The organism is Pantoea sp. A4, assembly GCF_000295955.2.
Lineage (GTDB): Bacteria > Pseudomonadota > Gammaproteobacteria > Enterobacterales > Enterobacteriaceae > Pantoea > Pantoea multigeneris.
Genome location: NZ_ALXE01000001.1, coordinates 1 through 16,454 on the forward strand (window position 1 = coordinate 1; position 16,454 = coordinate 16,454).

A 16,454-nucleotide genomic window follows, 5' to 3' on the forward strand; every position below is an offset into this window, starting at 1 on the left:
ACCAACTGAGCTAATCACCCCCGCTGTGTGGAGTCGCATTATAGGGATAGTTCGAAGTGAGTCAACGCTTTTTAAAACATAATTTTTCGTTCGCTCTAATTTTAGTCATCTTGCGGGCCTTTTAGGCAAAATGCCTGTTTTCATAGCATAAAAGCTCGCAATAACTGGCGCTAGTGCCTGTAGCAATGATTGAGGAATCACTAACAGATGCTAGAATGAGCCCACTATTTTCGCGACTTAACCCGTTTATTGTCATCCAGACAACAAACCCGCGCATTAAAGGCACTGCTGAATGAAAATCAAAACTCGCTTCGCGCCAAGCCCGACTGGCTATCTCCACGTTGGTGGTGCACGTACTGCACTTTACTCCTGGCTTTATGCGCGTCACCTGAAAGGTGAATTTGTCCTGCGTATTGAAGACACCGACCTGGAACGTTCCACCCCAGAAGCTATTGAAGCGATCATGGATGGCATGAACTGGCTCAACCTGCAGTGGGATGAAGGCCCGTACTATCAGACGAAGCGCTTTGACCGTTACAACGCGGTGATTGATGAAATGCTGGAAGCGGGCACTGCCTATAAATGCTACTGCTCCAAAGAGCGCCTGGAAAAGCTGCGCGAAACGCAGATGGAAAATGGCGAAAAGCCACGCTATGACGGCCACTGCCGTGACAGCCATGAACACCATGCCGCTGATGAACCGCACGTGGTGCGTTTCCGCAATCCGCTGGAAGGATCGGTGATCTTCGACGATCAGATCCGTGGCCCGATCGAATTCAGCAACCTCGAACTGGATGATCTGATCATCCGTCGTACCGACGGCTCCCCAACGTATAACTTCTGCGTAGTGGTGGATGACTGGGATATGGGGATCACCCATGTTATCCGTGGCGAAGATCACATCAACAACACCCCGCGTCAGATCAACATCCTGAAAGCGATCGGTGCGGAAGTGCCAACGTATGCACACGTCTCGATGATCCTCGGCGATGACAGCAAAAAGCTCTCCAAGCGCCACGGCGCGGTAGGCGTAATGCAGTACCGTGATGATGGCTATCTGCCGGAAGCCCTGCTGAACTATCTGGTCCGTCTGGGCTGGTCACACGGCGATCAGGAAATCTTCAGCGTGCAGGAAATGGAAGAGCTGTTTACCCTGGAAGCGGTCAGCAAATCGGCCAGCGCCTTCAATACCGAAAAACTGCAGTGGCTGAATCACCACTACATCAACTCGATGGCTCCGGAATATGTTGCGACGCACCTGCAGTGGCACATTGAACAGCAGAAAATCGATACCCGTACCGGCCCTGAGCTGGCAAAACTGGTTACGCTGCTGGGTGAACGTTGCAAAACGCTGAAAGAGATGGCAGAAACCTGCCGCTACTTCTACGAAGATTTCGCTGAGTTTGATGCGGATGCGGCGAAAAAACACCTGCGTCCTGTGGCGCGTCAGCCGCTGGAAGTGGTACGTGACAAACTGGCTGCTATCAGCGACTGGAACGCAGAAAATGTGCACCATGCGATTCAGGCGACGGCGGATGAGCTGGAAGTAGGCATGGGCAAAGTTGGCATGCCACTGCGCGTTGCTGTTACCGGTGCAGGACAATCCCCGGCGCTAGACGTGACAGTAGAAGCCATCGGCCGCAGCCGTAGCGTAGCGCGTATTGAACAAGCATTAGCGTGGATTAGCGCACGCGAAGCACAAGCATAAAAACTGGGCCGGAAGCTTCTGCTTCCGGCTCATTTATTCTTCGCTGATACCTAACCGCACTAACAATCCTTGAATCCCTTCACGAAGCAGTAACGCAGTTAGCTGATCTTGCTCAGGAATTGTCATTTGCTGCACAGAACTTAATAATAACGCAGGTAACGAATTCTGTTGGGCATTGTAAGTCGCACTCGGTTCGTTAAGATTTCGCGTTGACTGGATAAAACCCCTGACACGCTCATCAATGTGGATCAGACGCGCCTTACCACCTTGAACACCGGGTTTCGGCGTAGTGGTCCAGTTTTCCCGCTTAATCCACTTGTTCACCGTTTGCCGACTGTAGCCCGTTTCTTGCGCGAGCTCTTCCGGGGTTAGCCATTCCTTATTCACGATGATTTCCCTGTTAAATACATTAGTTCTACATATTACAACAAAACGTAACTTGTAGAAGTAATCAGTGAATAAAATGCCCTCAGATATTGATCGAGGGCAAAGAATGGGAATTATGCCTGGTCCTGGGTCAGGCGATGTGAACGGAAGGCCATGTGGTAGGCGAGGCCAACAAACACCGCGCCACCCACGGTATTACCCAGGAAAACGGCAATAAAATTAGGTAGATACTCAGCCCATGACATCTGACCGGCAAAAATCGCGGCAGGAATAATGAACATATTGGCAACCACGTGTTGAAAACCAATCGCCACGAAGGCCATCACCGGGAACCAGATGCCCAGCACTTTCCCCACCATATCTTTGCTGGCGATTGCCAGCCAGACGCCGAGGCACACCAGCCAGTTACAGCCGATGCCGGAGATAAAGGCATGGAAAAAGTCGGCTCCCGCTTTCGCATGGGCTACCGCCAGGGTCTTTTTCAGGTAATCGCCTTCCGTCATGCCCAGAATATGACCAAAGAACCAGGCTATCGCCAGGCTGCCGACAAAGTTTGCCAGGGTGACCCAAAACCAGTTACGTAACAGGCTAACAGCGCTGATACGACGGGCGAACCAGGCAAGGGGTAACAGCATCATATTGCCGGTTAACAGTTCACCCCCGGCCAGCGTGGTCAGTATCAGGCCAACCGGGAACACCGCCGCGCCCAGCAGGCCACTGAATGAACCCCATTCCGCAGGCAACTGATTAATGACGTGGAGATCCAGTAAAAAACCGGTAGCGATGAAGGCTCCGGCCATAAAACCAAGGATCAATAAAGTAGAGACGGGCAGGCGGCTCTTAGCAACGCCGGTCTCTACGGCTATCTGAGCAATCGTTTGCGGGGTATGTAACGACATAATCTCTCAACATCTTTTTTAGTAGTGGTAAACGCGGGTGGAACGCACCCAGGGGAGGAAAAATCTTAAGCGCGACGATTTTACCTGGCTTTCCCTGTTACGCAATCGTCTTACTGGATGTCGTAGTGTTAGCAGGTGTTAACTGACTGAGCGGGGAGGGGAAATTCAGGGGCACGCGGTGAAAATAAAGCTGTTCTTGGCGTCTTTTTCAGCGATCAAACCATTTATGACAATTTGCCGTTGACACTCTGAAAGGGGTTTCATATTATGCCGTCCGTCGAGGCAACTCGACAGTTTTTCAGGTTCGGGGGTATAGCTCAGCTGGGAGAGCGCTTGCATGGCATGCAAGAGGTCAGCGGTTCGATCCCGCTTATCTCCACCAAACTTTCTTCCCAAAAGTTTGACCTGAAAACATTCCAGATGTGGGGGTATAGCTCAGCTGGGAGAGCGCTTGCATGGCATGCAAGAGGTCAGCGGTTCGATCCCGCTTATCTCCACCAAATCAAATTTCTACGTTTGTTATCATCCAGTGGTTTTGCTTACTGGATTTTTTTGCATCTTAAAATCTTACCTTTCTGTTGCGTTGCACACTGCACAGCCCGTCACGCGCGCTGCACAGTGCTCCAAGGCTTAAAGCCAAAACTGCGCTTTGATCTTCTCGCCATCGCTGAAACGGCTCAACCTGAATGGATGTGCATCAACAGATGGCGTGCGGTTTAACACCAAATCAGCCATAAGTTGACCTGCACCAGGTCCGATGCCGAAGCCGTGACCGGAAAAACCGGTGCCAACAAACAGCCCAGGCAGACTCTCTACGGCAGAAATGACGGGAATGGCATCCGGCATACTGTCGATCAAGCCGCCCCAGCTCTGGGCGACAGGGAGTGGTGTTAGCGCTGGCAGCAGTTTGCTGACGCGTTCGCGGATTTGCGGAATGATGTCAGATTCAACCTGCGGGTCCAGCACCCTGATGGCTTCATAGATGGACCGTTTGTCGGCTTGTCCGGGTTTCCAGTGCAGAGCCTCCTCAAACAGGCGTGCGCCAACGCGCAGTCTGATTGCCTTACGCTCATGCCAGAAGGCCGGCATAAACTGAGCACTGAACTTTAGCGCATCCAGCGTAATATCCGCAGTGCTGATGGCAGAACTGGCGACCGTCAATCCGCCATCCAGCCGTTTGCGCATCGCCACACTGCCGAAACTGACGCACGGGCCAGGATCAAAATCCACCGGGTGGGTACGCACCACGCTGGATAACACTTTCAGCTGTGGCAGCGTGATGCCCAGCCCCTGCAACAGGATGCGGGACCAGGCACCGCCAGCCACCACCACCTGCTGACAGCGGATGGCACCGTGTTCGGTTACCACCTCACTTACCTTACCGGCTGCCCGTTCAATGGTGCGCACTGCACAATGCTGTTGCAGGTTCAGGCCGAGTTCCATCGCCGCCTGTACCATGGCCGGGACGGCTTTCTGTGGCTCTGCCCGGCCATCCAGCGGGGTCAACATGCCGCCAAACGCCTCTCCTTGTAACTGCGGTAGCTGCTGACGTACCTGTTCGGGGGAGAGCAGATCGCTATGAATACCATACTGCTGAGCCTCACGTACCCAGCTTTGATGCCGTTGGTGCTGTTCGGTATTACGTGCCGCATACAATATCCCGCAGCGGCGGAAGCCGGTTTCGCGCTGCACCCTTTCATTCATGCCTTCCCACAACTGCATGCTGAGATTGATCAGCGGCAGCTCACGCAGATCGCGTCCGGTGCGGCGACACCAGCCCCAGTTGCGGCTTGACTGTTCCGCCGCGACCGTCCCTTTCTCCAACAGCACGGTACGGATCCCCTGTTGCACCAGTGACAGTGCTGTTGCCACGCCGATAATCCCGCCACCAATGACAACAACCTCTGCCGAAGTTGGAAACGTTGGCGAGGAGGGTACAACATCAACGCTGGGTCCCATGATGGTTTTCCTTGTCTCAGTAATTATCTTCTACGGTCCAGTTCACCGGGATTTCCGCGATGCTGGCGTTGTTTGGCAGCTCCAGTACCGTGCGGATCAGATGCGCGAGATCTTCTGGTTGGGTCATTTTTTCTGCTGGCACTTCAGTCAGCGCCGTGCCCATATCGGTGGCGACAAAACCAGGGCAAATTGCGGTGCAGCGGATGCCGCTGTTATCGCCGATCTTGCGCAGGCTATGGGCTAATGCCAGCGCGGCATATTTGCTCATGGCATACAGCGTCGAGTGTTCACCTTTGACGCGCTTACCCGAAAGGGAGGACATCATCACGATGCGACCACTGCCGCTGGCTTGCAGATGCGGCCATGCCAGACGACTCATGCGCATCGGCGACTTGACGTTGACGTTGAAGGTGCGGTCAAACTCTGCGTCGCTGGCTTCCAGTACCGACACCGGCAACATGATGCCTGCGTTGTGGATTAACGCGTCAATACGACCAAATTTTGCCAACGTAGCGTCAATCCATGCCTGTTCGGTGCTGGCATCCAGTGCATCAAAATGGCTCACCAACTGGTTGTCGCCATCACTGATTTCCACCTCGGAAGGGGTACGACACCCCAGGCTTACCGCCCAGCCATGGGCCAGTAAATTTGCTGCAATCGCTGCGCCAATTCCTCGACTTGCACCACTGATCAAGGCAACTTTACGTGTACTTTTGGTCATGTGTTCACCTGCTCCTGTCCTGAGAAAATCTCGCTACAGCGACGCTCTGAGCCGTGTATCGAGGGGGCTGATCAGCGGCGCAATCGCCGCGACCTCTTGCTGTAGTAGCGTGACATAACGCTGTTGCACCTCTGCATTGAGGCGCGGGGAGAGAAAAGTCATTCCCAGTGAACCTACCACGCCCGCACCGGCAACGTGAATCGGTACGGCAATCCCCGCGATACCCGGAATTAACTCTCCCGGATCGACCGCAAAACCCTGCATGGCCGTTTGTGCCAGCTTGTGTTGCAGTTGCTCGCCCGCCAGCTGTGGCCAGTTCGCCAGCCGGGTTTGATTACGCAGAACGATCGCCTGCTGAAGCGCCGGTTCGAGAAAGGCCAGAATCGCCAGACTGCCCGGCCCAAGGCCCAGAGGGACCGCGCCGCCCACCGAACCGGTCAGAGTTTGCATCTGATATTCACTGTCATAGCGATCAATACAGACCGAGTCATCGCGATCGCGCGCCATGAGCATCACCGTTTCCCCGGTCTGATGACGCAGCCGTTCTAGCGCAGGCTGGAACTGGCGGCGCAGGCCGGGTCCTCGTGCCGCTTTTGCGCCGTAGACCAACAGTTTGGTGCCAAGGCGGTAACACTTCTCCCCCTGAACTTTCTGCAACAGTTGATGCTCAACCAGTGAATTGAGTATGCGATGGCAGGTGACTTTATTGAGCCCTGACAGCTCGCCCAGCATTTTTAACGTGGTGCCTTCACTCCCCGCATCCGCCACCAGATCCAGCAACATCACTGCACGATCCAGCAGTTGCACCCCATTTTTCCCTGCATTTTCGCTCATTGGCTTCACTCGCTAAGTTCCACATTATGAAACTTTTAACCATAAGATTTCAGTATGTGGTTTTTCGTTGACTAATTTTCTAGCAGATTTCATATTCGGTTGACAAGTGAGCAGTGTGATATTCCCAAAAAATAGGCTCACCCAACACACTTTAAAACACCTGCGGAAACATCCTGACAGAGGAAATAACGATGAAAAAATCCTGTAAGCATCTGCTGGCTTCGGCTTTTTTGCTGTTAGCAACACCGGCTCTCACACACGCTGATACGCTCTCCGACATCAAGGCACGCGGTGTACTGACGGTGGGGGTGAAAAACGACTATCCGCCGTATGGCTACATGGATAACAACGGCAACACCGTGGGGTTTGAGATCAGCCTTGCGCGCTATATCGCCGCACAGCTGCTGGGATCGCCTGACAAAATTAAGCTGGTGCCGGTCAACGCCTCCAACCGTATGCAGTTTCTCAACTCCGGGCAGATTGACATGATCATGGCAACGCTTGGCATCACACCTGAGCGTCAGGGGCAGATTGCCTTCTCCGATGCCTACGTCTCCGCTGCGGGGCCATCAATCATGGCGCGTAAAAGCGTGAAGTTTGACCAGTGGGGGCAGTTGAAAGGACAAAAAGTCTGTGGTGTTCAGGGCTCCTATTTCAACAAGGCCGTCACGCAGAACTACGGCTTGCAGTTGGTCAACTTTGCCGCGCTGCCGGAAGCCTATCGAGCATTGCAGGACAACCGCTGTGTGGCGATGGTGTTTGATGACATGTCTCTGCAAAACAAGCTGAAAGATGCGGCATGGAGTGATTACAAAATTGCCGTCAAACCCTATGAGTTCACGCCAATGGCAGCCGGGCTGCGCAAAGGGGACGACAGCTTCCTCGCTGCGGTCAATCAGGCCATTGTAAAAGCCGAAGCGGAAGACAAATTGATTGGCTGGGAAAAAGAGTTTGCGATGCCGCCTTCACCTTACATTGCTCAGCAAGCGGTTGCCGCGCGCAGCGCCACTAAGTAAGCAGAGCTGGGGGCGTCTATGTCTGGACTCGATTTCTCATGGTTGCTTGACCCGACGTATCAGCAGTGGCTGATACAGGGCGTGCTGCAAACGCTGGAGCTGGCAGCACTCTCTTCGCTGTTCGCCATTCTGATTGGGCTGCTCGGCGTATATGGCCTGACGCTGCGTTGTGCCTGGCTTGATGCCAGCATTGAGCTGTTTGTCGAGGTATTTCGCAATACGCCACCGCTACTGCAGATGCTGTTTTTCTATTTCACCCTGACGCAGATCGGTTTGACTTCGCTGGACCCCGTTACGGGTTTAGAGGTTCCGCTGATCAGCGCCTTTATGTCCGCAGCGGTCTCATTGAGTCTGTTTGGTGGCGCGTTATGCATTGAAGCCTTTCGTTCAGGGTTCGATGCGGTACCGAAAGCGACGCTCGAAGCCGCGCGATCGCTCGGTTATAGCCGCTGGGGTCTGTTTCGGCACGTTCAGGTCCCAATTGCAGCACGGATCTGCCTGCCACCATTGACCAATGTTTTGACCAACTTATTTAAAACCACCTCACAGGCTTCGGTGATCACCGTGCCGGAACTGATGTATGCCGCCGGGCAAATTTACAACGATACCTTTCGTACGCTGGAAGTGATGTTGTTCATTTTGGTGGTGTATGTGGTGCTGGTCAGTCTGGTGGTGTGGGCGATTAGCTTGCTGCAACGCGCACTAAGCTACCCTGGCTATGGAGCATAAGCGGATGAGTGATGTTCTCTATCTGAAGCGCAAACAGCAAACCCGCCGCGCCTTCTTTATTGTCGCGTTACTGATGCTGGCAGTGAGTATTTTCAGCGATCAGGGCGGCCAGTGGCACCAGGTATGGCAAAAACTGCCGCTGCTACTGACCGGGTCAATGCAGGGCTGGCCACTAAATGGTGGCTTTATTCTCAACATCTTTATTGGCATCGCCAGTATGGCAATTGCGACCGTATTAGGGCTGTTTCTGGGCTTGATGATGCTGGCAAAACGCCGCTGGCTCAGTTTACCGGCACGGGCACTGATGAACTTTTTGCGTAACGCGCCGTGGTTGGTGCTGCTGTTTGCCATGCTGTATCTGCTGCCTTATCGCGTTGAGCTGCTGGGCTGGCACTTTACGTTATCGCCGCTGTTTAAAGCGATTGTCGGGCTGAGTCTGCCCACGGCGGCCAATTTTGCCGAAGTGATTCGTGGCGCTGTGAATTCCGTACGCAGCGGGCAGTGGGAATCCGCGCGTTCTCTGGGCTACAGCCAGTGGCAAATTTACCGCATTGTGATTCTGCCGCAGGCGCTTCGCCGCATCATTCCGGGCTGGATGAACCTCTACGCTCTGCTGGCTATCTCTACGGCGTTGGCAACCGTAACGGGTGTGCAGGAAGTGGTGACGTTGCTACGCACTACGCTTGCAACTGAAAGCGAAAACTCACTGGTCTACTTCTACATCACCGTGTTGCTGATGTTCTTCTGTTACTGCTATCCGATTGCACTGCTGGCGCGTCGGCTGGAAAACCAAATCAAAGGGGATGCAATATGATCGATCGCGCTACGTCCCTGATCGAACTGGACAATATTCACAAATCCTTCGGTAAAACCGAGGTATTAAAAGGCATTTCTTTACGGGTTAATCAAGGTGAGGCGGTATGCATCATCGGGCCTTCCGGTTCAGGAAAATCGACCATTCTGCGCTGTATTAATGGCTTACTGCCGATTGATGAAGGGTTTATCCGGGTGGGTAATCATCGGGTGCATGAACTCAACAATGAAAAGGCGATGCGTCAGCTGCGCCATCAGGTGGCCATGGTGTTCCAGCAATACAATCTGTTTCCCCATCGTAGCGTGCTCGACAATGTGATGATGGCACCGATGCAGGTCTTGAAACATGAACGCGAGGCGGTGCGCGAACGGGCGATCAGATTATTGAAAAAAGTGCGGCTGGAGGGGAAGGAGGCACGCTATCCGGGAGAGTTATCGGGTGGACAGCAGCAGCGTGTCGCGATAGCGCGTGCGCTGGCGATGCAGCCGGAAATCATTCTGTTTGATGAAGTCACCGCGGCCCTCGATCCGGAAACGGTAAAAGAGGTGCTGAATACCATTCGCGAGCTGGTGGACGATGGGCTGACGTGTTTGCTGGTGACGCATGAAATGCGTTTTGCCCGTGAAGTCTCGCACCGGGTCTGTTTTACCGATAAGGGCAAAATCGTTGAGATGGCCGCCCCAGAGCAACTTTTTGACTATCCTCAGGACGCGCGTACCCGTGAGTTCCTCGGCCAGGTTTTGTAACGGAGTAGTGAAATATCATGTCTGACCAGACAATTTTTACCGAAGACTTCAAAACCAGCCCCTATTGGTGGGATGAGGCCCCCCCGGAAACCTGCCGCGATCCGCTACCCGCAGAAGCCGATGTGGTGATTGTGGGGTCGGGGTTTGCCGGACTCAACGCGGCGATAGAACTGTCCCGACACGGCAAGAAAGTGGTGGTACTGGAAGCCAATGAGTTAGGCAGCGGCGGCAGCACCCGTACGGGGGGGATGATCAGCAGCGGGCAGAAACTGGTGGTGGGTGGTGCAATTAAAGGCATCGCACCGGAGCTGTTTCAACGCATGATTGCGGACTCTATCGCCTCCTTTGCCTTTATTCAGCAGCTGGTGCGTTCAGAACAGTTGGATGCCGATCTGTTTATTGGTGGACGCTACTTCGGCGCGCATACGCAGAAACAGCTGACGAGCCTGTATCAAATGGGAGATATCCTGCACCGGGTTACCGGCGTCACGGTGCATAAAATTGATCGCACTAATCAGCAGGCGATTATCGGCTCTGAGTTCTATCACGGCGGTATTCTGGTTGACGAGTATGGTGGTGTGCACCCGGGGAAATATAACCGTGCCTTGCGTGAGCTGGCGCGTAAGCTCGGGGCGCAGTTGTTTTCCCATGCGCGCGTCACTGGCATCTCTCCACAGGGGAGCGGAAAAACGGTCATCACCCAGCGCGGCAGCCTGCGTGCCCAGGAAGTGATTTTCCTGACCAATGGTTATACCGATGGCCAGGCATCACCGAATCTGGCGCAGCGTATTGTACCGGTTAAGAGTTATCAGATTGCCACGGAACCCCTGCCTGCCGGGCTGATGGCAAAACTGATCCCGGCAGGCCGCATGATTACCGATAGCCGCCGCGATTTGATCTACACGCGCCCCTCACCAGATGGCACTCGTCTCCTGTTTGGTTCACGTCCGGGCATCATGGACTGTGATGATAAAACGGCGGCACGCCGGATCCGCAAACGGATGATCGCCATCTGGCCGGAGCTGGCCTCCTACCGTATCAGCCATGCGTGGAGCGGTTACGTTGGTATGACATGGGATAAAACGGCCTATGCCGGAGAGATGGACAACGCCCGCTTTGCCGTGGGGTGTAACGGCAATGGTGTCGCGCTGATGAGCTGGCTAGGGTATCGGGCGGCGCAGAAATTGCTGGGCACAGAACCGCGCCCGCTGTCGTTCGAACGCAGTACCTTTCGGCCCATTCCACTCTACAACGGTAACCCGTGGTTTCTGCCGTTGGTTACAGGTTGGTATCGCCTACGCGACGCCATAGATAAAGCGCGAGACAGCCAATAGCCACGCCAGGCGAGCAATAAAAAAGCGGCCTGAGCCGCTTTTTTTATCCGCCAGATTTGGCCGTCATAAAAGCAGAAATCACTATGCGGTGTGACCGCTATACAGAGCTATCACGATTTTCGGCAGGATAAACATGGTAATGACATAGCTCACAAACCACATCCAGAACCAGAGTAATCCAACGCCGTTATGACGTTGACGTTTGAAAAGGTAGACCGGGAACAGGAAGAACCAGCCCCAGTGCGGCACATAAGCGTTAACAGAACGCAGGTATTTGCGATCGCTAACAAACAACGCTACCGCGAACCCGCATGAAATGATGGCACTAAAAAGCAGTGTGGTGGACAGCCCGATGAGGAAAGAGACCGGGTTGAGCCCAATGCTTAAGAAGATCAGTAAACGAGTGTTAATCACATTACGATTGCCATAAGGCTCAGCGGGTTGCTGGGTTGAAATTGCGTCTGACATACATGTTCCCTCATGAAGGTAGGTGAGTTGTGTCGAAAAGACGTACAGAGCGACTGGCCCTGGTTTTTTCTTAAACGATTCTTACCGCCAGTGGCTTTAAAACAGGAGATGGACGCTAGCCTGTGCACGGTTACAGACAGTTTTAGCGCAGAGTCAATACGGGGTACTGGCTCAGGGAAAGTAGGTTTGATGACGGAACAATAAGTTCGTCTCAGGCGACTAAAGCTACAGAATGGATCTGGGATGTGAATCGGTAAACATCACTGTTAGCGGTAAAGCCGAAACCTGCCACCGGGAAACTCCTGTTATCCATTGGCGGCGATATACTAACAAAATGTTTGTTGGATTGGCCAGGGCTTCAAGCCGGGTAACTGTGCTTGTCCGTGGCTTCATCTATCAAGAGAAGACGAGGTTTTCTGTAGCATTAAAAAACGCGCAGCCCGATCCTATCCTGGCTGCGCGTTGGGAATCGCTTAGGTCACACCGTCGCGGTTTCTGCTTCTACCTGCAATACATTGAAGCCGTGTGTGCCATCGCGGTCGAGTTGCGCCACTAAGCCAAATTCCCAGTCGAGATAGGCCTGCATCACTTCAGGCGAAATATCGGTTCCCTCATAAGGACGGCGATAGCGATCGATAGCCGGAGATAACAACTGGTTGTCACCACTTTCGGTCGGCAGCGCAGCTTCACGCCAGGCGATATTCCCACCCTGCAACAGGAACACCGGTTTGCCACTCAGGGCTGCAACCTGTTCTACAGCGTAACCGGCAAGCAAGCTACTGCCGCAGGTCAGGACGTAACGATCGGCTTCCGGGAGCAGGGCCTGACCTTGCTGCTGCAAGGTTGAACGTAACAGCCAGGCCGCGCCAGGAATGTGACTCTTCAGGTGATTGGCATGAGTGGTGAAATCCAGTACCTGGGTATTGCCTGCTTGCAGCCATTCGGCCAACTGCTGTGGCGTCACCAGCTGGCTGGCCTGTTGCGCAGGGACTTGCGGTTTCCAGGGGCCGGTGGCGGTGAAATCAGAACTACTGACAGACGTCAGCACGGCGACTTCCCAGCCGAGCTGTGCCAGCCAGGAAGCGGCCATATTGGCGCGAACGTCATCATCATCAACCAGTACGATACGCGCTCCGCGCACGCTGGCGTAGTGATCGGTCTCCTGAATCAACTGCCCACCGGGAACATGACGACTGCCGGGCAAATGGCCTGCCGCATACTCATCCGCTTCGCGCACATCAAACAGGTAAGTGGTGCGATTGCCCTCTTGCTGCCAGGCATGCAGCTGCGCCAGCGTAGCCTGCAACACGCCCGCCTGACGTGCCACATGGGCGGCGGCGTTAGCGGCCTGGCGCTGCGCGGTTTCACTGGTAGCAACGTATCGACGCGCCTGGCCGTGCTCGAGCTGTTGTCCTGCCAGTGTCCAGCCAATCGTGCCGTTGCGCAGGGCATACACCGGATTGCGTACACCAGCATTTACCAGTGACTGCGTACCAATAATGCTGCGGGTGCGTCCGGCGCAGTTAACGATGACGGTGGTCTCCGGTGACGGGGCAATATCCCGCACGCGCAGCACCAACTCACCGCCCGGAACGCTGAGGCTACCGGGGATATTCATGGTCTGGTATTCGTCAAAACGGCGCGCATCAAGCACCACAACGTCGGATTTGGCCTGCAACAAGGCCTGAACCTCTTCGGCAGGTAGAGAAGGGGTGTGATTATGATGTTCAACCAGCTCACCAAAGGCTTTGCTCGGTGAGTTCACATCAATAAACAGTTCGCCACCGGCAGCTTGCCAGCCTGCTAAATCATCCTGCAACAGTGTGATGTTGCTATAACCCAACGCCGCTACGCGTGAGGCAGCGGCAGCAGCCAGACCCTCGCCGTTGTCGTACAGCGTAATCGCGGTATCGAGGCGTGGGATCCGGTCCAGCCACTCCAGCTCCAGTTTGGAGAGTGGAATATTAACGGCAAACAGCGGGTGCCCCTGGGCATAGAGCGCTTCATCACGCACATCGACCAGTGCGATTTCCTGACGTTGTTGCAGTGCATGAATAATGTCTGCGGCGCTACGCGGTGAAAAGTGTTGTTCAGCCATGTGAAAGATCCCAGATGTTAGGAAGAGTGCGGTTGCTGTAACCGGAGATAAAGGTTTTTTCACTGCCGTCAGGACGATAGACGGCGCGTTGCACGGCACCAATATTGGCCCCGTAAACGTGAATACTGATGGAAACCCGATCGGAGAAAGCGTTGCTGACGCGATGAATATCACCTACTTGCGGTGATACTGCCTCAATCTGACCGGGTTCAAGCCGCACCGGAAGCCCCTGTTCAGCCAGGCCGTGTGACTGCAGCTGGTACGATTGCGAAACTTCTGCACCACGCAGCATACCGATCAATCCCCAGACGCGATGGTCGTGAATGGGCGTCTGCTGTCCTGGCCCCCAGACGAAGCTCACAACGGAGAAACGCTGTTGGGCATCGGCGAACAGCAGGTATTGCTGATAATGTTCGGGATGGGGCTGTGCATACGCCTCATCCAGCCAGTCATCATTGAGCAGCAGTGGGCGCAGCAGTTCGCTGCCTTGCTCCAGTAACAGTGCTTCATCCGGGTGTTGATCGACCAGGTCCGCCAGTTGGGTGACAAAATCGCGCAGACGATGATGCTGTAATTCACTCATGATGTTGCTCCAGCCAGGTTTTGGCCACCGCATTGGCACCCGCCGACAGGGAGAAATCAAACGCCGGGGTGACATCAATTGCCTGCGGCAGTACCTGATAGCGGTGGAAGAAGTCGGCCGATTTTTGCAGCGACGGGATCAGGCTGCGATCAAAAATAACCGGACGGATCTGTGCGTCCGCGATCCAGCTCTGTGTGATCGCGGTTGGCATGCTCAGCGTCTTCGCGAGCACTTCCGCAAACTGCTGTGGATGTTGCTGCGCCCAGATTTGTGCTTTGGCCAGGCGGGTGAGCAGATCGGCAATCGCCTGACGTTTTTGTGGATCGGCCAGTGCTTCATTGCGTGCTAACGCGTAGGAGTAACCGGACATAATCCCGCGACCACCACCACCCGGCACGCGCACCGTGCCATCGACGTGGGTTGAGGTGGCAATATAAGGTTCCCACGGTGCCCAGGCGGCAACCGAACCGGCGCTCAGCGCGGCGCGGCCATCCACCGGATTGAGGAAACGCAGCGTCACATCGCCGGGTTTCAGTCCCGCTTTTTCTAATAAGCCCAGCAGCAGGTAGTGGCCCCAGCCACCGCGATTTACCGCAATCTGTTTGCCTTTCAAATCTTGCAGTGAATGCACCCCGCTGTCCGGGCGCGTTAACAGCGCAATGCTATCTGGGTTGTTTTGCCAGGCACCCACCGCTTTTACGGGCGCGCCCGCAGCATAGACAAACAGAAAGGGCAGATCGCCGGTGAAGCCAACGTCCAGCGCGCCGGCATTCAGCGCCTCCTGCACGGGTGCGCCGGAGTCAAAGGCAGTGAGTTTGAGATCGTAGGGAAGATTATTCAGTTCGCCCGAAGCCTTCAGGGCAGCAAAACGGTCGCCTTTTACGTCGCCGAGGCGCAGCGTAACCTGCGATGCCGCCAGCGCTGAATTGAGGCTTAGTGCCAGGGTGAGTCCGGCAAACAGTGCAGCCAGACGCATCAGGCACTCCTTTTTTGGTTATCGATGGCCGCAACTTTCTCGCGCAGCAGGGGGATCAGCTCCCGGCCATACTCCACGGCATCATTCAGCGGATCGAAACCACGAATTAACACGCTGTCGATACCGAGGCGATAGTAATCCAGCAGGGCTTCAGAAACCTGATCGGCAGTGCCGACCAGCGCAGTAGAGTTGTAGCCGCCGCCCACCAGTTTCGCGATGCCGGTCCACAAGGCTTTATCCAGACGTTCACCTTCATTAACGGCATTCATCAGACGCTGTGCGCCGACGCTTTGTGGTTTGAGCGATCCGAAGTTATGGCCGCCTTTTGGCAGCTGTTGCGCCGCCAGTTCGCGGATATGTTCGGCCCGTTCCCAGGCTTCTTTCTCTGTCGCGGCCACAATCGGGCGGAAAGAGATGTTGAACTTGATGTTACGACCCTGCTCTGCCGCTGCGGCACGTACGGTACGAACCGTCTCTGCTGCACCTTTAAGAGGTTCACCCCATAGGGCAAACACATCGGCATGACGAGCCGCGACATCGATCGCTTCTGCGGAGGAGCCACCGAAGTAGATGGGCAGCTTATTTTGCAGGGGCTTGATAGCCGAGAAGGCCTGTTCCGCCTGGTAGTAAGTGCCCTGATGGTCGTACGGTTGGGTAGACTCAAGGCTTTGACGCAAGACGGTAAGGAACTCATCCGAGCGCGCGTAGCGTTGCGCTTTATTGAGGTAGTCGCCATCGCGCCGTTGTTCGCTGTCACTGCCACCACTGATAATGTGGACCGCCAGGCGACCATCGGTCAGGTGATCGAGCGAGGCCAGTTTACGTGCGGCCAGCGTAGGGGAGACGAAGCCGGGGCGGTGCGCGAGCAGGAATTTCAACGTAGTGGTATTGGCCGCCGCGTGGGCCGTCACCAAAAAGCCATCCGGTTGATCGGACCAGTAACCCACCAGAATGCGATCAAAACCGGCGGCCTCATGGGCGCGGGAAAATTGCGTGATGTAGTGTTTATCAAACAGCGGGCCGCTGGCGGGAATGATCTCTGAGGCGAGACGGTGGCCAATCATGCCTAAAATCTGGATGCTCATGGAGTTCTCCTGGAATCAGTTTCTGCAAAGAAACTAAGGGGCAGGAGCCCTCTAACGGAAATTCGTTATTGTGCAAAGGATATGCGGCAAACAGCGA

At 54.8% G+C, this 16,454-nt stretch carries 16 protein-coding genes and 2 tRNA genes; 8 read left to right on the forward strand and 10 right to left on the reverse strand.

Translation table 11 applies throughout. The annotated features are described in order from the left end of the window. Positions 1 to 292 precede the first annotated feature (292 nt). Positions 293 to 1,708, forward strand: coding sequence for a glutamate--tRNA ligase (gltX, locus tag B880_RS0100005; protein ID WP_017345327.1), 1,416 nt, complete (start codon positions 293 to 295; stop codon positions 1,706 to 1,708). 33 nt (positions 1,709 to 1,741) lie between these two features. On the opposite strand, the gene B880_RS0100010 is transcribed toward gltX, so the two are convergent. Together B880_RS0100010 and B880_RS0100015 are read right to left on the reverse strand one after the other, a co-directional pair. After that, positions 1,742 to 2,095 carry a YfeC-like transcriptional regulator gene (locus B880_RS0100010; protein ID WP_017345328.1) on the reverse strand — a complete coding sequence of 118 codons (354 nt, stop codon included), beginning with the start codon at positions 2,093 to 2,095 and terminating at the stop codon, positions 1,742 to 1,744. A 113-nt stretch (positions 2,096 to 2,208) separates the two neighbouring features. Beyond that, positions 2,209 to 2,994 (reverse strand): formate/nitrite transporter family protein, encoded by a 786-nt coding sequence (locus tag B880_RS0100015; protein ID WP_017345329.1) that lies wholly within the window; start codon positions 2,992 to 2,994, stop codon positions 2,209 to 2,211. Positions 2,995 to 3,300: 306 nt separating this feature from the next. On the opposite strand from B880_RS0100015, the gene B880_RS0100020 reads away from it, so the two are divergent. Then, positions 3,301 to 3,376 (forward strand) — tRNA-Ala (locus B880_RS0100020). Positions 3,377 to 3,418: 42 nt separating this feature from the next. Next, a tRNA-Ala gene (locus B880_RS0100025) sits at positions 3,419 to 3,494 on the forward strand. Positions 3,495 to 3,624: 130 nt separating this feature from the next. Here B880_RS0100025 and B880_RS0100030 read toward each other — a convergent pair. The 3 genes from B880_RS0100030 to B880_RS0100040 are packed head-to-tail and all read right to left on the reverse strand — an operon-like array spanning position 3,625 to position 6,508. Beyond that, positions 3,625 to 4,953, reverse strand: a complete 1,329-nt coding sequence (locus B880_RS0100030) for an NAD(P)/FAD-dependent oxidoreductase (protein ID WP_017345330.1) — start codon at positions 4,951 to 4,953, stop codon at positions 3,625 to 3,627. A gap of 16 nt (positions 4,954 to 4,969) precedes the next feature. Further along, on the reverse strand, positions 4,970 to 5,674 hold the full coding sequence (locus B880_RS0100035) for an SDR family NAD(P)-dependent oxidoreductase (protein ID WP_017345331.1): 705 nt from the start codon (positions 5,672 to 5,674) through the stop codon (positions 4,970 to 4,972). Between the two features lie 33 nt (positions 5,675 to 5,707). Further along, entirely contained in the window at positions 5,708 to 6,508 is an 801-nt protein-coding gene (locus tag B880_RS0100040; RefSeq protein ID WP_017345332.1) for an IclR family transcriptional regulator, read from the reverse strand. Positions 6,509 to 6,699: 191 nt separating this feature from the next. Here B880_RS0100040 and B880_RS0100045 point away from each other — a divergent pair, with 191 nt between their 5' ends. Genes B880_RS0100045 through B880_RS0100065 form a run of 5 tightly spaced genes read left to right on the forward strand, consistent with a single transcriptional unit; the run spans position 6,700 to position 11,147 of the window. Then, complete coding sequence (locus B880_RS0100045) at positions 6,700 to 7,524, forward strand: transporter substrate-binding domain-containing protein (RefSeq protein ID WP_017345333.1); 825 nt, start codon at positions 6,700 to 6,702, stop codon at positions 7,522 to 7,524. Positions 7,525 to 7,542: 18 nt separating this feature from the next. Continuing rightward, entirely contained in the window at positions 7,543 to 8,253 is a 711-nt protein-coding gene (locus B880_RS0100050) for an amino acid ABC transporter permease (protein WP_017345334.1), read from the forward strand. A 4-nt stretch (positions 8,254 to 8,257) separates the two neighbouring features. Then, positions 8,258 to 9,067 carry an amino acid ABC transporter permease gene (locus B880_RS0100055; RefSeq protein WP_017345335.1) on the forward strand — a complete coding sequence of 270 codons (810 nt, stop codon included), beginning with the start codon at positions 8,258 to 8,260 and terminating at the stop codon, positions 9,065 to 9,067. Then, positions 9,064 to 9,813 carry an amino acid ABC transporter ATP-binding protein gene (locus B880_RS0100060; protein ID WP_017345336.1) on the forward strand — a complete coding sequence of 250 codons (750 nt, stop codon included), beginning with the start codon at positions 9,064 to 9,066 and terminating at the stop codon, positions 9,811 to 9,813. Before B880_RS0100055 ends, B880_RS0100060 begins: the two co-directional genes overlap by 4 nt. 17 nt (positions 9,814 to 9,830) lie before the next feature. After that, on the forward strand, positions 9,831 to 11,147 hold the full coding sequence (locus B880_RS0100065) for an NAD(P)/FAD-dependent oxidoreductase (protein WP_017345337.1): 1,317 nt from the start codon (positions 9,831 to 9,833) through the stop codon (positions 11,145 to 11,147). An 81-nt stretch (positions 11,148 to 11,228) separates the two neighbouring features. Here B880_RS0100065 and B880_RS0100070 read toward each other — a convergent pair whose 3' ends face one another. The 5 genes from B880_RS0100070 to B880_RS0100090 form a co-directional block, all read right to left on the reverse strand. Beyond that, complete coding sequence (locus B880_RS0100070) at positions 11,229 to 11,615, reverse strand: hypothetical protein (protein WP_017345338.1); 387 nt, start codon at positions 11,613 to 11,615, stop codon at positions 11,229 to 11,231. Positions 11,616 to 12,093: 478 nt separating this feature from the next. Further along, entirely contained in the window at positions 12,094 to 13,713 is a 1,620-nt protein-coding gene (locus tag B880_RS0100075; protein WP_017345339.1) for a rhodanese homology domain-containing protein, read from the reverse strand. After that, entirely contained in the window at positions 13,706 to 14,296 is a 591-nt protein-coding gene (locus B880_RS0100080; RefSeq protein WP_017345340.1) for a cysteine dioxygenase, read from the reverse strand. Before B880_RS0100080 ends, B880_RS0100075 begins: the two co-directional genes overlap by 8 nt. Then, positions 14,289 to 15,272 carry an ABC transporter substrate-binding protein gene (locus tag B880_RS0100085; RefSeq protein ID WP_017345341.1) on the reverse strand — a complete coding sequence of 328 codons (984 nt, stop codon included), beginning with the start codon at positions 15,270 to 15,272 and terminating at the stop codon, positions 14,289 to 14,291. The genes B880_RS0100080 and B880_RS0100085 overlap by 8 nt, the downstream gene beginning before the upstream one ends. Then, on the reverse strand, positions 15,272 to 16,357 hold the full coding sequence (locus tag B880_RS0100090) for an LLM class flavin-dependent oxidoreductase (RefSeq protein WP_017345342.1): 1,086 nt from the start codon (positions 16,355 to 16,357) through the stop codon (positions 15,272 to 15,274). Before B880_RS0100090 ends, B880_RS0100085 begins: the two co-directional genes overlap by 1 nt. Between the last annotated feature and the right edge of the window lie 97 nt (positions 16,358 to 16,454).